Below are 17,254 nucleotides of genomic sequence, written 5' to 3'. Positions count from 1 at the left end.
AGTTAGTATTTAAGATTTTCATCTTTATCCCAAATCCCCCAATAGGCTCCAACATCTCCTTCTGCACCAGTTTTCCATGATTCATCAAACGATGAAAAGTAGAAAACATCAATATCCTCTGCTTCAGACCATTGTTGTGTATTTATAAAATATTTCATGGCATTTTCAAAAGAAGGCACTGCACCATAAAAAACTTGCCCTTTATTTGTCCAACCTGTCTCTGTGATAATTACTTTTTTTCCTTTTGCAGCACTCATGGCTCTACGGTACATATCTTTCATATATAATAATGAATACTCCAATTTACAGCCTTCCCAATAAGGATAACAATTGGCAAGTACCACATCACAAGTTGCTGTAATTTTTGGACGATGTTCAAACTCGTAATACGCATCAACATACCCTACAGGTACGTTTGGAATTGCTTCCTTCACTTCCAATATAAATGCCAATAACTCTCCTTCTGTTAAATCGCCTCTGTACATTACTTCATTTCCTACAGCCGCAATATCAACATATCCTTCTTTGGAAATTTTAATAAGATTGGTTATTTCCTTTTTGTTAATTTCATCATTATCACCTAACCAAGCGCCTACCAAAGTTTTAATGCCATATTCATGTGCTATTTTGGGAATTAATTCATTTCCATCAGTACAAGAAAAAGAGCGAATCCATTTTGTATATGGTTTAATAATCTCCATTCTTCTTCTAATTTGTTCTTCTGTAATAATATCACCTGGTTGTTGACCTTCTTCATATGGGCTAAAGCATAACCCATGCATCCCATTATTTAAAGCTTTTGAAAAATAACTTTGTAATTCTTCTTTCGATTTATTTTCGTGGTTAATTCCCGCTAACGATAATATTTTTTCTTTTCTAACTGACATATTTTATGTTTTAAATCCCTTAAACTGCTAATTTTGATCAGAAACACTTTTATAAATTTCTTTTACTACTTGATACGTTTCTTTCTTATTTCTATCTATATCTACAATACCCCAATATTCTTCATTTGGGGTGCCATCATAAGGTACACCACTACTATTTGGCGCCCAACCACCTGGATCTTGGGTGTCTGTATTTCCTGCTTTCCACCATCCATCGGTAAAAGAAAACAATGTAACACCCAAACAAATATCAGACGCTTTAAAAACAGCTTTTAAAATATTTTTATTCGCATCTGCTTGTACTTTTTCATTAATTCCTTGCTCGTAACCATCTTTTGGAATAGTCATATAACTATCTCCACCTGCTTCAGATAAATACATTGGTTTTGAACTAACAGTACTCCATTCTGAAAAAATTGTTGAAGGATCATCCCATCGGTACACATTCAATCCCCAAACATCAATATTAGGACTTAAAGAAAGTGCTAATGCGTCAGGTAATTCTCCATGAGCTGTTGTCACAGGGTGCGATGGATCATTTTCATGAATTAATTGAGCGGCATTATTCATAGCATTATACCAATTTTTTAAATCGCCATCAAACCATTCTGGGTGGTAGTTATACTCGTTACCAAGTTCCCACATTAAAATAGCACTATGACTTTTATATTTATTTACATAATTGATAAAAGTACCTGATAAAATATCATAGTTACCTCCTTGATTGTATCCAAACCCTATAATAACTTTTAAGCCTGCCTTATGAATTTGATCCAAAACAGCCTCATCATCAATTGGAGCATACACTCTTATTGTATTTATTCCGGCTTCCACCATTAAAGCTAAATCTTCCTCAAGATTGTTAAAATTTCTCTGATCACTTCCCTTTGGAACAGGATGGTAGCAAATCCCTTTAATTATATAAGGAATTTCATTTACCAATAATTGTCTGCCAGAAACAGCAATACCTTCTGTTTTACATGAATAGAATATCGAAGCTATCAGTATTAAAATACTTATAAAAGCTTTTCGTTTAAATTTATGCATCCTAATAATATTTATATAGTTAATAGACTATTTTATGGGGTATATGTTAGTCCTTTACATTTTTCAACCAACTCTTTTACTTGCTGATGGGTTATTTCACCATGTGTAATGTATGGATATTTAATTAAAGGATGTTCTACCATAAAACCCTGATACTCTCTTATTTCAGCTTCATCTCCCTCAGTTACAATACCTCTAATCCAATTTGGCATGTATTCCAATAAAATTTTACGTGTTTGTTTGTTGTTCCAGTATTCTAGAAAAAAGGTATATTCATCAAACATTAAAGGTACTTGCTGTGTTGATTGTAAGTTAATAGTTTCAGACAATTTAATAGCTCTTGAAGAAGTTGCTGCTGAAATAACATATTCGCCACTTTCAGCAATCCACAAATTTCTTTTAGCATCAAAATAAGAAAAATCACGACCTTCTAACTTAAAAGAAACTTCTTTTTCTTCACCTGGTGCTAACTCAATTTTCGCAAATTTCTTTAGTTCTTTTTTAGGACGTTGTAATGTGCTTTTTGTATCTGAAACATACAATTGAACAATTTCTTTTCCAGTAACTTTGCCTGTATTTTTAATGGTAACACTCACGGTTAAACCTTCTTTATCTGTGGTGTTTTTTGAAGACACTTTTAAATCGCTGTATTCAAAACTAGTATAAGACAATCCATAGCCAAAAGGAAATAATGGTTCAATTTTTTGTTCATCATAATAACGATAACCAACAAAAATACGTTCTCCATAAAGTACATCACCTTGTTCTCCTGGAAAGTTAAAAAAGGCAGGAGTATCTTCTAAACGCATTGGAAATGTTTCAGCTAATTTTCCTGAAGGATTTACTTTTCCAAATAACACATCTGCAATTCCACCAGCACCTGCTTGACCGCCTAACCAAGTTTCCAACACTCCTGAAACATTTTGAATCCACGGCATTGTAACCGCACTACCATTGGTAAGTACAACTACGGTATTTTTTTGAAGAGTACCAATTTCGTCAATTAATTTATTATGTGAAAGAGGCATATGAATATGCGTTCTATCAATTCCTTCTGATTCATATTGCAATGGTAAACCAGTAAATACCAACACAACATCTGCTTCAGAAGCGACTTTTTTAGCTTCTGAAATTAATGACGTATCGTTATCATCTGCTAAATTGTAACCTTGCGCATAGGTTATTTCAATACCTTCTCCATATTCATTTTTTATAATCTCCAAAACATTATCAAGTTTGGTTGGTTTTACTTGTGAACTTCCATTACCTTGGTAACGTGGCGCAATAGCAAACTCCCCAATAATAGCTACTTTTTTATATTTATCTTTTGAAATTGGCAATATTTCATTTTCGTTTTTCAATAACGTAGCAGCTTCAGAAGCCACTTTTCTTGCAAAAGCATGGTCTTTTTCTACATTTAATTCTACGCCTTCTTTTTGAAGTGCTTTAGCCTTAAAAACAACCGTTAATATTTCTTTTACCAATGCATCAACAACTGCGATATCCAATGCTCCATTTTTAATAGCTTCCACTGCAACAGCATTATTTACTGGACTTACTTTAGGCATTTCTAAATGCATTCCGGCTTTCATTGCTGCAACACGATCAATAACTGCAAACCAATCTGAGACTACAATTCCTTTAAAACCCCAATCTTTTTTTAAAATATCAGTTAGTAAAAATGAACTTTGAGTTCCGTATTCACCTTGAACTCTATTGTAACAAGCCATCACCGTCCAAGGTTGTGCTTTTTTTACTGCAATTTCAAAAGGTGTTAGGTATATTTCATGCAACGTACGTGAGTCAACATTTGAATTGTTAAACATACGCATGGTTTCAACATTATTAGCTGTAAAATGTTTTAATGAAGTTCCTACTCCCTGACTTTGAACTCCGTTTATATAAGCAGCACCCATTTCTCCAGATAAAATTGGATCTTCAGAAAAGTATTCGAAATTTCTACCACCCAATACAGAACGTTTAATATTTACTCCAGGGCCCAAAAGTACACTTACACCCTGCGCCTGTGCTTCATCCCCCAATGCTTGACCTACTTTATAAACTAAATCTACATCCCAAGTAGCTGCAAGTGCAGAAGCAGTAGGAAAACAAGTTGCTGGCAATTGATCACCATAACCTGGTTTATTAGTTGCTGGCGCCCGACGTAAGCCGTGGGGTCCATCCGCTAACCAAATCCAAGGAATATCTAAGCGTTCAATTGGCATTGTACTCCAGTCATCTCTTCCTGAACAAAGTGCTACTTTTTCTTCAATAGTTAATTCAGAAATTAGTTGTGTAATTTTTTTCTGAATATCAATTTCTTGTTGTGTTTGTGCTTTTAAATTCATAGTAATTAACACTAAGAATGAAATTAATACTGCTTTTTTCATGGATTGTTCTTTAAGCATTTATATGAAAAAGATAGCGGTAATCTATTTTTATAGCTATCGATAAAACCTCTGACTTAAAAAAATATTATGAGGCTTGCTTTCTGTTATTTTCATCTTCAATTGCAATTTCCGCACGACGCGTCACTAAAGCTTCTTTAATTTCATGCGCTCTTTCCTCCGTTATATTATATCTCCAAACTAAAACAATGGCAATTAAGGCCGCAACTATAGGTATAATAATATCTGCTAAACGTAAATTAGTTAGCGTATCAGCTGATTGTACTGTAATACTTTCATCAAAACCAACTAGTTGTAAAACAACACCACTAGTTAGCATTGCTAGAGCTGTTCCTAATTTTACCATCCACCAGTAAACAGCACCAAACATACCTTCACGGCGCTCTCCATTATTCAATTCATCTAAATCACAAACATCAGCGGTCATAGACATCATTAGCGTAAATAAACCTCCAATTCCGAAAGAAAGGAAAGGAATAGGCATAAACATTAACCAAGGGTTCCCCGGATCAAATCCCCACCATTTTAAAATATACCCAACAATTGAAAGTAATGTAGCAACTATAAAAGCTTTACGTTTTCCAATTTTGACTGAAATTTTGGTAACTACAGGAATTACTAAAAACATAGTAGCCAATGCACTTACGGTTCCAAACCAAGCTGGCCAAGACCCAGCAGCAGCGGTGTCACCTTGAAATAGATAATAAACAATTATAAAAAACGAAAATTGCGCAATTGTTTGAAATCCGTTAAAAATAAAAAACGTAGCTCCGCACAATTTCATAAACTGCTTGTTTTGGAGCGTTAACACAATTCCTCTAATAAATTCTTTTGTATTTGCCGCCAATTCGCTCATTGAAAGGTTTTTCAATTTACTTTTATCAACTTCCATTTCTTTATTGAAAAGCGCTGGTAAGATTCCTAAAACCATACACAAACCTCCAACCCAAATAGCCATAGTTTTAGCTCCTTCAGGTGCACTTTCAAACAAAGACTGGTCGTAAATAATAACCCAAAACCAAGGTGCAATTACCCAAGCCATTTGCCCCATAAATTGCGAAACCGCCATTAAACGAGTACGTTCATTATAGTCGGGTGTCATTTCATAACCTAATCCAATTAATGGCGTTGCAAAAATGGTGTAGCCTATGTAAAAGAATAATGAAACAATTAAAAAATAGAAAAAATTATACATTTCAGAATCTTCAGGATTTAACTGCCACATAATCATATACGCAACTCCTGAGATAACACTACCTATAAGTATATAAGGTTTTCTTCTTCCCCATTTTGATTTTGTATTATCTGAAATAAACCCCATAATTGGGTCGGTAAGTGCATCTAATAATCTAGGCAACGCACCCAATAAACCAGCTAAAACTGGATTCATTCCTAAAGACATCACCAATACAACCATAAAAACACCTAAAGCGGCAGGAAATAGTTGATTGGCTAAATGGCCAGATCCAAATGCTAATTTTTGTACTAAAGGAACAATATCCTGTGGTGCTGTTTTATGATGATTCATGTGGTTTGGTTTTAAGTTTAATTTGGTTTATTTAACATTTCTCACTTTACAATTTCATAGCGCATAAATGTATTTTATAAATAAATTTTCTTTATTTCCCCTCATTTTCAGTTGCTATAGGTGGCACTAATACATTGTTCATTAATGCTTCCTTATCTCCGTTATACGTTTTAGTAATTGGGTTTCCATTTCTTGTTAAGCCTTCAAAAGTTCCATTATTCACTAAATCCCAAATTGCATATTTAGCTTCTCCTTTTAAATTAATCAACCCAAAATGATTTTCAGAACCCAACGGATTTTGAGCGTCTTTCCATTGCTCGTCAAAGGCTTCAAAGTAAAACAATGAAATTTTTTCTTCATTAGTCCACTTTCTCATTAACTTATAATACGTTCCTGCTTTGTATTCATCGGCTGCTTTTGAGTTTTCACTTCCATAATGTCCATTTGAAACAGTTGCCCAGCCAGATTCTCCAATATGAATGGTTTTTGTTGAATCGACGCTCTTTATATAATTTAAAACATTTTTATATTGATTTTTAGCAAAATCAATAGAACGAAACATTGCTTTTTCAACTTTTTCTTCATCAGAAAGTTCTTGTTCATTTTCAGGAACTACCCAAAACTGTGGATTATAATATGAATTATGCATTGGATATGTATGCATCGAAACATAATCTACTGAATTTATTAAAGCTTCTAAATCTGGTGTACGATAACTTGGATCTCCACCTCCCCAAGATGCAAAATCATCAGAACTGGTTATCCATAAATCTTTTGATAATTCCCCTTGCTTTTTTAAATCTTGTAAATGGTTTACCCATTTTAAAATTACACTTGGCTGCACATAATAACTTGTTGCCCAACGCACCATTGCTTCGTTTCCAACTGCAATAATTTTAACTATCTCTGGATATTGTTTAGCCAATTCAACAGCTGTTGCAATTTCTTTCGCATTGCGTTCGCTTTCTTCATTATGATCTGGCTCTAATTCAGTCCAAGCATTTTTACAATCTATCCAAGCGCCTAACATTACAAACATTTCAAAGCTTGAATCTTCCTTTTTTAATTCAGAAATTGCCTTTAATAGGTTAGATGCTTGTGCTAAATGAACATTGTATGTGCGTAAAATTTTAACATTCATTGCTGCTAAAATTTTCATATCATCTTTTAATTCTTCAATTGTTGGCTGAACATCACGTGTGATTTCTCTATAACCTCCATATGAAATTGCTAAATATTCAGGATTTTCTAAAATATCTTTTGCTGTTATTTCAAATTTATTTTGACTTTCTGAACAACCCATAAAAAATGCTACACTTACTAATAATAAAAAGAATTTTAACCTTGTTTTCATAATTATATTTGCTTTAATTCCGTTTTATTGAAACTATTATTTTTTCAATTTCTCCAGTTCTACTAAAAATTTGATTACTACGCTCCACATCAAGACTTAATGCATCGAAAAGTACGCTTGGACCTTCATTAAAAACCACATCTATTCCACTTTCTGATGCCATTTTATAAATTATAGGAATTTGGCAATACGTAAAACAAAGTGACTTAGGTTCTAATTCAATTTCTTTTGCTTCATTATTAATGTTAAAATATTTAAACGTTTTTGATTGCTTTAAAAATTGCTCATCTCTTAATAATTTTGGATTAAAATGAAGAGTTCCTTGTTTAACAAAAACACCTAATTCACCAAATCTGCTTAAAACATCCTCTTTAACTTGCCCAGTCATTCCTGGTTGCTGAGCACCCTTTCCTCCCGGTGTATGTGAATAAGGATCGGTTGGGAAAGCACCGTATAATTTTGGAGATTTATGAACGCCAATACCCTCATAAATTTCAAAATAATGATCAAACATTTTACCAATTAAAACATCACTTTCCTTATTTTCAATTGCACTTATACAGCTTTCGTGAACTGACAACAATAATTTTGAAACCATATGCCAATAAATTGACCCTAACCCTTCATATCCGAAAAATGTACCTGATCTACCTGTAAATGCTTTATGATTAAATATTTTTTCAAAAACACCTAAAACTACCTCTTTATCTTTTTCAATAAGTGCTTGATATGATTCTGGAAGATTATTTAATGCTTCTTTCAAACTATTTGCATTGTTGAAATTTCCGTTGAAATGGCAATTTCCAAAGCAATCAACTTGTATAATTTGCGTGTTACCATCTTTAGTAAGCTGTTTTAACAATGTTGATTTTTGAACATCAGTTTTAGAAATATTATTTTTATCACTAAATCTTGGTAATTCTTTATTTGGATATAATATATAACTGTACTGATCTGCTCTAAACAAAGCGCTTGCCTTTAAAGCATCTAATACTTCTAAACTATTTTTAGAAGAAAGATACCCCGAACTTAAAACCGCTACTTGACCTTCTAACATTTCTGGCAAGTACGAAATTGATACCTCATCTTTGTTTTCAACAGTCATTAAATTATAAGCGTGGTATAAATTATCGGCTCTTTTATTTGCATCAATTGAATGATCTAGATATTGAAGTGTAACTTTGGTAAAGTGTATTAAATCAGATTTTGAAACCGTGTCTTTATTACTTGAAAAACCTTTTTCATAAACGGTTGCTCTATAATTACTTGCTGCAATTCCTAGTCCGTCTAACACTGTTTTTCTTTCCTTGTCTGAAACTTTTCCAGCTAAAATATTTTTGTTTTTGTTGAGTGTTGCTGTAACTTCATTAAAAAATAGTGCTAATTCACTAGAGATTTCAACAGTATCTAGATCGGACTTTGCAACTACCTCTTCTAAGAATTTTAAAAAGCGTCTTAGATAATACAAGGTTACCATTGAAACTCCATTACCAACCAAAGCATTGTTGGCGTCATTCCATTCTGGGCGTTGTGTATTCATCCAAATACCACCTTCAGGAATTAAATTTGATACTTTTGCCAATACTGTTACTAATAGTTTTTCAACAAGATTTACTTTATAAATAAAATAATTTTCATCGCGTAATAAAGCGCCATCAGCACCTAACTGCGTTTTCTTTTCATTTATAATTGCATCTAATTCTACATCAAATTCAATCGTATCTTTTGGATTTTTTAAAATATCCTCATAACTTTTGATTTTGTAAGGCACATTAGCATATACAAAGATTTCTTCATTAAAATAACTTGATAATTTAGTTGGATAATGATTTTCAATAAATTCTAAAAACTTTAATAAATAAATAATTTGATGATCGCCCCAATACCCAATATATGACCACGGGTTATCTGGCTCTACTGTTTCCCAATCGAAACCATCTTTTGTTACACGGTACGGATTATAACCTTCAAATGTTGTTGCATTTAAAAACTTATGAATCATACTTTCAATAAACGCTGGGTATGAATGCGCTAGAGCTTCCCAATTTTGAAAAATATCTCTCCAGTTTCCTTCATAATCCAATATTTTTGAACCATCAATTTCACTTTTTGTGTTAATAGAAAATTTGTTCCAAGGTCTACTTGGATCTCCATGTCTTCTACTAAATTTCAACGGCATATACTCAAAACAAAGTCTTTTAAAATTTTTATCAACTTGGTTATTTGCTAATTCTTTTAAAAATTCTAGAGAAAATATTTCAGGAAGATTTGTCAAATCATCTTCTTTCTTTTTTAGAACTTTTTTATTTGCATTTGCAATGTATTTTATAAAATCATCTTTTTCAATTTGATAGTTAAAATCAAAAATACCACCACGCATGATGTTGAAAAGTGTGTTTGAAAAATGTCTTGAATTAATTAAATTATCATTCGATAATTGAATTCCATCTGAAGCTCCAGCAAGCTGAATTAATTTAGTAGTACCTCGTTCAATATTTTCCTGAATTTTGGTTGCTAGATTCTTTTCATTTTTAATACTATTCTTAATTTCATTTATATCAACAATGCTTTGATTTACATTGGCAACAAACATCCAGTTTTTTTCTGAATTTGCATTCAAAGTTAGATCTGAACTTGTAAAATAAGCTCCTTTCTCTGCTTTTACATCAACTTCTTGCTGAATCTCTTTCCCTTTTCTGAAATTATTTAATTGAATTGACGATAATAAATAAGTAGGTTTTTCAACACCAACAGACCAAACAATATTCGCTTTTAGCGCTTCACTTGGCTCTGCTTTATCAACAATAATAGCACTTAATGCATAAATTCCTAAGCCTTCATTAACTTCTAATTCACATTTTTTATAGGCATCTACTAAGTTACTACTAGTATTTTGTAAATCGGATGGCACTCCGTAAGGTAAGATATTCTGAATCCCATCTAATACAGTAACTTTAAGTGTTTTGTTAGTATTATTAACTATGGTTGATTTTTTTACAAATCCGTATTTACTACTTGAGCACCATTCATATTTAAAGGTCACACCTAAATTGTGATTAATTTCTTCAAAAATTACTTTATTCCCGTAGCTATTTTTGTATAAATTTCTGCTAATTTTATAAACACCTTCATATCTATTTGAAAATGGTTCCCATAAATAGGTTCTTCCCTCTAAATGAATTTGAACAATGGTTTTACTTCCTGTAATTTCTGCACTTTCTGTAATTTTATCATCAGTATAATATGGGAATAATGCATAATTACTGTTCTTTCTTCCCGCAGTTAATCCACCATTACTAGAAATAAACATCCAATGGTTTGAATTACTTACAATACTCATAAAAAAAGGTCTCATTTCATTTACATTAGAAATTTTATAATAACTTTCCTTCCCAATGGTTACCATGTTTCCTTTTACTTCATTCACTTCATTAGAAGTTTTATTTTCACCTATATACATCACAATATTATTTTACTTATTTTATATAATCTCATTAAAAACCTCTTTCAAATTAGTATTTATAAGGAGGTCGTTTTTAATATGCTCTCTTTTTTTAATTCAATCTGAATGGAATATTAGATGTTGCAGCTTTTTCTTGTCCATCATCTACATATCCAAATAATCTATAAGCTCCCTTTTCAGCGGAAACTTTAAATTTTAATTCACCTTTTTTATCACTTATAACCGTAAAATCAACTACATCTGGTCTATTTTCAAAATCTCCACCATCTTTTAGGTCTGTGCTTTCTTTTAATATTTCCCAACGGTAATTTAATTGATCATCCTCAATATCATTTACTTTAATAATTGCCAAACTTTCTTCGTCTGCATTTAAAATTACATTTTCGTAAGCAGTTTTGTTATTAATTGTAAACGACTCTATTTGAGGCGCTCTATTTTCTGGCCAAGCTCCATTCCATAGATAATGCATTACATCGACAGATTCTGTTTCTTTACCATCTTCTAAAATCACCCCATACCAAGTTGGCGTGCGTTCTTGCTTTTGCCCCCATAAAAACACATACGAACCAACACATTGTAATGAATCAGCTTCAATTGCTTCTTTGTATCTTCTTAAGTAATTTGCTGCTTTCAAAGTGCTATTTTCTTCAATTGGTGCGCCCCACGATGTTTTTGGAACTTCCCAATGCCCAGTTGCACCCCATTCTGTAACCATATAAGGGCCTTTCCAACCAAATTCTTTAATTTGTTTAGGCAACTCAAGTATTTTAGCATACAGCTGTACAGAAAGCAAATCTAAATCTGTACATCGTTCTTTAATTAAATCAATTTCATGTTGAGAAATTCCAGCCAAAGTTGTAGTTGTTAAATGATTGGGATCGACCTCATGGATCATTTTTGAAATATCATTTACGGCATCCCACACCTTAGGGTTTTTTGCACGTAAATTTAGCTCGTTACCTATTGCCCAAATAAATAAAGCAGGATGGTCTTTTAAAGCTATTACCTCTTTTTTAATTCGTTCAAATTGTTCTTTTACAGCAACTTCATCATTATAATCAAAGCCGTGTCGTTCTCTTGCTACTTCAATCCCCATTGTTACCATCAACCCATTTTTAAGTGCTTCATCTAGTACTTCTTTTCCAGATTGCTGACCATTATCTGTTCTCCAAGTTCTAAAAGAATTACCTCCATGTTTAGCAACTGAAGCAATACTTCCAAATTCTAAACCAGCACCTTTAATGTAAAAAGGTTCATTATTTACATACAATTGAAATTGCCCATTATTGTTTTTCAATTCAACTTTTACAGCTTTGCTTTCTGTCATACTTTCCTTTTTAGATTGCTTTGTATTACAACCATAAAAAAGTGAAATGCAAAAAACAATTAGTACTATATTTTTCATACAATCTTATTATGATCTAATTAGTAATTCTTCTACTTCCTCTAATGTTTTTCCTTTTGTTTCAATAACATATTTTAAAACAAATACTAACGATAAAATTGCCATAACTGCATAAATTGCAAAAGTTATTGTTGGTCCTAAATTGGTGAGTTCCCAAGGGAAAAACTGTGTTACCGTATAACTTACCAATGAATTAAAGAAACCTACTACAGAAATTGCAATTCCTTTAACATTTCCTGGGAAAATTTCTGATAACATTGTCCACATTACTGGACCTAATGAAATTGCGAAAGCTGCAACATATAATAATATGGCAATTAGCACCAATGTTGCATTTATATTAATAAAACTTTTTATTTCATTTTGTTTAAATTCTGTAAATTGAGTTTCGTTTAATAAAGGTTGAGCGTTTTCAAATAGTTCATTTTGAGATACAAATGAACGTCCATTTAACGCTGTTAATGCAGTTTTAATTTCTGGGTTACTTATTTTTTCTATAGTAGTTTCATTAAAATTATAAGTAGCATTATTAAAAGCTAATGTTGCCATAGATAAAGCAATTGCCATTGCAGAAGTACCAATTATTAACAATGGTTTTCTTCCTAATTTATCAATTAAATAAATAGCTACAAAAGTAAAAACTAGGTTTGTTAAACCAACAACAATAGCTTGTAAAAAAGAAGCGTCTGTGCTACCTCCTGCTTGTTCAAAAATTGTTGGGGCGTAATAAAATATGGCGTTAATACCTGTAATTTGTTGAAAAAATGCCAAACCAAAAGCAATAATTACAATAACACGCATTCTTTTGCTGAAGAAATCTGCATAGGTTCCTTTTGCTTCTTTTTTGTCGATACCTCTTTGAATTTCACTTATTGTTTTTTCAGCAAATTCTTCACCACCAATTTTTTCCAATGTTTTTTCAGCTACATCAACCTTGCCTAATTTTTGAATTAACCAACGTGGACTTCTAGGAACTAAAAACAATGATAAAAAATAAATAATAGCAGGAATTGCTTCAACACCTAACATCCATCTCCAACTTTCTCCATCTAAATCTTTTAAAAAATAGTTAGAAAAATATGCTACCGAAATACCTAAAACAATGTTTAACTGGTTTAAAGAAACTAAACTACCTCTTAGTTTTGGTGGTGCAATTTCAGCAATATAAATTGGTGCAATTAAAATAGCTCCTCCAATACCAACACCTCCAATAATTCTTGCAATAACAAATGAAATGTAATTTGTTGCAAATGCAGACCAGAGTGCCGAAATTGTAAATAATAATGCTGTTAAAATTAGTATTTTCTTTCTACCGAATTTATCACTTAGCGGGCCTGCTGTTATGTTACCAGCCATGGCTCCAAAAATTACACACCCAACTGAAAAACCAAGTTCCCAATCAGACATTTCAAAATAACTTCTTATTCCGTTTACTGCACCTGATATAACAGCGCTATCGAAACCTAATAAAAAGCCTCCCATTGCTACAATTAAACTTATTGTAATAGTATATGATTTATTCATAATCTTTAGTTGGTTTCGGTTGTCTAAATTAATTCAAAAATTATTTTAATAATAGTGTTTGAATTGCATGGGCTGGCATTTCTACGGTTGCCGTTTTTGAACCTACTGTAACTGTATAAGACAATGCTTCACTACTTTGGTTCATTGCTACAATTACAACAGTATTATCCTCATTTACAAAAGCTGTAGTAATTAATTTATTCGAACTAGAAGCACTTGAAATTCGTTTTGCTCCCGGTCTAATAAATTTAGAAAAGTGCCCAATATAATAGTAAGAATTGGTAAATGTTAATTCACCCGTATTAGTATCTCCGTGCACTGGTGCAAAACATAAATTATTTACATGATTTGGCCCACCGGTTTCGTCCAGCAAAATATTCCAGTCAGTCCATGCAACAGTACCATTATTAAAATCATTTATCATAGATCTTCCGTAGCGTTCTGCTAATTTTGGGTCTTCATTTATAATTCTACTCAAATCATAACCTTCTGTACAACCTTCAGTAAACACTAAGTTTTTATCTGGAAAAGCTTCATAAACTTTAGCAACATTATTAAACATTGGCTCCCCATCTTTCCAATCTTCATACCAATGAAATCCAACACCCCAAACATATTTTGAAGCTTCTGGATCGTTTAATATAGTGCTTGCTCTCTGAAAAATTAAATCGCGATTGTGATCCCATACAATTATTTTTTTATCACCTAATCCTTCGTTTTCTAAAGTTGGACCTAAGTAATTTTTTAAGAAATCTCGCTCTTCTTCAGCTGTATAAATACAAGATTCCCATCGTTGGGTTGCCATTGGTTCATTTTGAATTGTCAATCCCCAAATTGGAACTCCTTCTTTTTCATAAGCTTTAATAAATTTGGCATAATATTTTGCCCAAGATGCAGCAAATTCAGGCTTTAGCTTTCCACCTTGTAACATATTATTGTTCGTTTTCATAAAAGCTGGTGGACTCCAAGGAGATACATACATTTTTAATGTTCCTCCAGCAGCTGCTATAGCTGATTTTATAAATGGCAATCTAAATTCTTTATCGCGATTTATATTGAATGTTTTTAATTCCACATCACCTTCTTCAATATAGGTAAAACTTTCACTTCCAAAGTCGCAACTATGAATGCTTGTTCTTGATAATGAATACCCAATTCCTTTGTCCTTACTGTAATAAGCTTCCAGAAATTTAGCTTGATTTTCTTTTGTAAGTTTATAAAATGTTTCAGCAGAAGCATCTGTTAATGAAGCTCCAATACCAACAAAAGTTTGAAATTTTTTAGTAGGATCTATTAAAATAGAAGCTTCGGTTTCTAAAGGTTGCTTATAATCTGAAAATTCAATAGTTCCTGTTGGTGTTAGCTTAAATTCAGAATTGTGAGCACTTGTAAACACCTGAAGTGTATTGCCATACTCATTTATTTTTTCAGTAGTAATTTCTTCTTCAGAAACAGTTTTTGTTTTATCATTTTGAACGCATGAAGTTAATGCTGTTATCAAAATCAGGACAATAAATAGATTTCTCATTATTCTAATTTTATTATAAATTATTTATTGATATACACGTACATAATCAATTTCCATAGTAGATTCAATAAAGTTGGGGTCAATTGTTCCTCCTAAATTTCCGCCCATAGCAATATTAAGAATAAAGAAAAAATCAGAATTAAAAGGCATGCTACTATTAGTTGTCATTACAAAATATTCTTGGTCATCAACAAAAATTCGAATAGTTCCTTGACTCCATTCCAACTTATAAATATGGAAATTACTAGAAGCATTTGTTATTGACGTTTCTAAACCATAACCCGCATAATTACCATTATTTGACCAATGGCAAGTACCTAAAACCGTGTTTTTATCCCAGCCTTTTTGTTCCATAATATCAATTTCTCCACAGACAGGCCATCCTACCTGATCAAAGTTTGCGCCTAACATCCAAATGGCTGGCCATGTACCTTGAGAAGATGGCAATTTTGCACGCACTTCAACAGTACCATATGTAAATTCGAATAAATTTTCTGATTTTATACGTGCAGAAGTATACCCTCCAGAACCATCATTTTTTGCTGTTATTTTAAGTAAACCATCTTCAACAGTAACATTTTCTGAATTATTTGTATAGGTTTGAAGTTCATTATTACCCCAGCCTCCAGCACCAAGATTATAGTTCCAATTTTTTGGATTTGGTGCTCCATCTTCAAAAAACTCATCTGCCCAAATGGGAGGTGTTCCATTATAAAATGAAACAGTAACTGTTTTAACTATATTTATTGAATTATTAGTACTAGAATAGGCTATAACTTTAATCTCATAAGTTTCAACTCCTTCAATATTATTAAATGTATATTGATGAGATCCATTTGTATTTTGTTCTTCTGATTGATTATCAATTATAAACCCATATTTTACTGCGTTAGTTGCTGTTGCTTTAAAATTTACAACACCAGATCCATCTCCGTAACTATTGCTATCATTTGCACCTTTAATACTTATATCTAGAGATAAATTTGCTGGAATTACATCATCATCACTATTATCAGAACAAGATAATACCAATGTTAAGAATAAAAAAGGTAATACAAGAAATCTTAAAACAGCATAATTTTTCATAAAAACGATTTTAAAGCTGAAGTATAACTTTTAAAAGAAAGGGCTGAATTTATCAACCCTTTCATATTTTATTTAGATTAGTATATTAATTTAAACTATTCTGGAATTAAAGTAAACCACCAATTAAATGCACCATTTCCATCTGTAGATGTGATTACCATTTCATTAGCAGAACGCATATGAATTCTATATTTGTGGTCACCGCCAATATAGTAACCTATAAAAGCAGTACCTGTTAGATTTATTGTCTCTGCGCCTCCTGGTGCAGTTAACGACCAATTAGCAGTATAAGAATCTAATAAATATTGTATAACATCAGCACCTTCTGCTTCTCCACCAGAACCTCCTAATTCGTTAATTAAAACCTCTCTACCAAATACAACCCCATCAGGACCAACATCGTGTGTAAAAGTTCCATCAACATTAAAAGTATATCTGTCATCATACATGCCTGTGTGAGATTTATCTCCAGGACCAGCACCATACCATTCCGCTTGAACTGCTCCACCAACTGGACCTAATCCAAAATGTTTAGCAGCATCAGATGCTATTTTCCAAGTTCTTGAACTATTCGCATGTAACATTTCCTTCAAATCTGCCGGAGCTTCATATAGTGCTAGCGCTTCAACTTCAATAGTTTTACTTGTAGAAATTCCTCCTGTACCATAAGCAATTACAGTAACTGCATATGTGTTATTTCCTAACGTTGTAAACGTATGTTCTAAATACCCATTAGTTTGCAGTTTAGTAGCATTTTGTATAACAAAATGGAAAGATGTTGCATTATTTGCAGTAGCTGATAATTTAACTAAACCACTACCTAATCCAGGTGCAACCGTTTCATCGGGAGATCCATCTCCATTGGTATCATCCAGATAAGTTACAGATATTTCAATATTACTAGGAGCTATAAGATCTCCTATTGTAAGGTCATCTTCCTGACAGCCATTCATTATTGCTAGCGTAAGAAAAATACCTAATATATATTTTATGTTTTTCATTTTATATAATTTTAAAATTAATA

11 protein-coding genes are annotated in these 17,254 nt (G+C 32.2%); all 11 read right to left on the bottom strand.

Annotated features, from left to right (window positions below):
• Positions 1 to 2: 2 nt before the first annotated feature.
• Positions 3 to 887, bottom strand: a complete 885-nt coding sequence (locus IEW75_RS12295) for a glycoside hydrolase family 17 protein (protein ID WP_134248933.1) — start codon at positions 885 to 887, stop codon at positions 3 to 5.
• A gap of 27 nt (positions 888 to 914) precedes the next feature.
• Positions 915 to 1,934 (bottom strand): glycoside hydrolase 5 family protein, encoded by a 1,020-nt coding sequence (locus tag IEW75_RS12290; protein WP_134248934.1) that lies wholly within the window; start codon positions 1,932 to 1,934, stop codon positions 915 to 917.
• 32 nt (positions 1,935 to 1,966) lie between these two features.
• The gene (locus IEW75_RS12285; RefSeq protein ID WP_204744224.1) at positions 1,967 to 4,324 is read right to left on the bottom strand and encodes a glycoside hydrolase family 3 C-terminal domain-containing protein; all 2,358 of its coding nucleotides are present in this window, start codon (positions 4,322 to 4,324) and stop codon (positions 1,967 to 1,969) included.
• Positions 4,325 to 4,409: 85 nt separating this feature from the next.
• On the bottom strand, positions 4,410 to 5,870 hold the full coding sequence (locus tag IEW75_RS12280) for an MFS transporter (protein ID WP_134248936.1): 1,461 nt from the start codon (positions 5,868 to 5,870) through the stop codon (positions 4,410 to 4,412).
• 91 nt (positions 5,871 to 5,961) lie between these two features.
• Positions 5,962 to 7,224, bottom strand: coding sequence for a glycoside hydrolase family 17 protein (locus IEW75_RS12275; RefSeq protein ID WP_134248937.1), 1,263 nt, complete (start codon positions 7,222 to 7,224; stop codon positions 5,962 to 5,964).
• Positions 7,225 to 7,237: 13 nt separating this feature from the next.
• Positions 7,238 to 10,684 (bottom strand): 1,3-beta-D-glucan phosphorylase, GH149 family, encoded by a 3,447-nt coding sequence (locus tag IEW75_RS12270; RefSeq protein WP_134248938.1) that lies wholly within the window; start codon positions 10,682 to 10,684, stop codon positions 7,238 to 7,240.
• A 94-nt stretch (positions 10,685 to 10,778) separates the two neighbouring features.
• Entirely contained in the window at positions 10,779 to 12,092 is a 1,314-nt protein-coding gene (locus IEW75_RS12265) for a glycoside hydrolase family 2 TIM barrel-domain containing protein (protein ID WP_134248939.1), read from the bottom strand.
• A gap of 9 nt (positions 12,093 to 12,101) precedes the next feature.
• Positions 12,102 to 13,616, bottom strand: coding sequence for a sugar porter family MFS transporter (locus tag IEW75_RS12260; RefSeq protein WP_134248940.1), 1,515 nt, complete (start codon positions 13,614 to 13,616; stop codon positions 12,102 to 12,104).
• A gap of 40 nt (positions 13,617 to 13,656) precedes the next feature.
• Positions 13,657 to 15,144: a glycoside hydrolase family 30 protein gene (locus tag IEW75_RS12255; protein WP_134248941.1), complete on the bottom strand. Its 1,488-nt coding sequence runs from the start codon at positions 15,142 to 15,144 to the stop codon at positions 13,657 to 13,659.
• Positions 15,145 to 15,168: 24 nt separating this feature from the next.
• Positions 15,169 to 16,230 (bottom strand): glycoside hydrolase family 16 protein, encoded by a 1,062-nt coding sequence (locus tag IEW75_RS12250; protein ID WP_134248942.1) that lies wholly within the window; start codon positions 16,228 to 16,230, stop codon positions 15,169 to 15,171.
• 95 nt (positions 16,231 to 16,325) lie between these two features.
• Positions 16,326 to 17,231 (bottom strand): glucan endo-1,3-beta-D-glucosidase, encoded by a 906-nt coding sequence (locus tag IEW75_RS12245; RefSeq protein ID WP_134248943.1) that lies wholly within the window; start codon positions 17,229 to 17,231, stop codon positions 16,326 to 16,328.
• Between the last annotated feature and the right edge of the window lie 23 nt (positions 17,232 to 17,254).

Origin of the sequence: Lutibacter litoralis (assembly GCF_014646675.1) — a bacterium.
In the GTDB taxonomy this organism is placed as follows: Bacteria; Bacteroidota; Bacteroidia; order Flavobacteriales; family Flavobacteriaceae; genus Lutibacter; species Lutibacter litoralis.
This window is presented reverse-complemented; position numbering and strand designations above follow the sequence as displayed.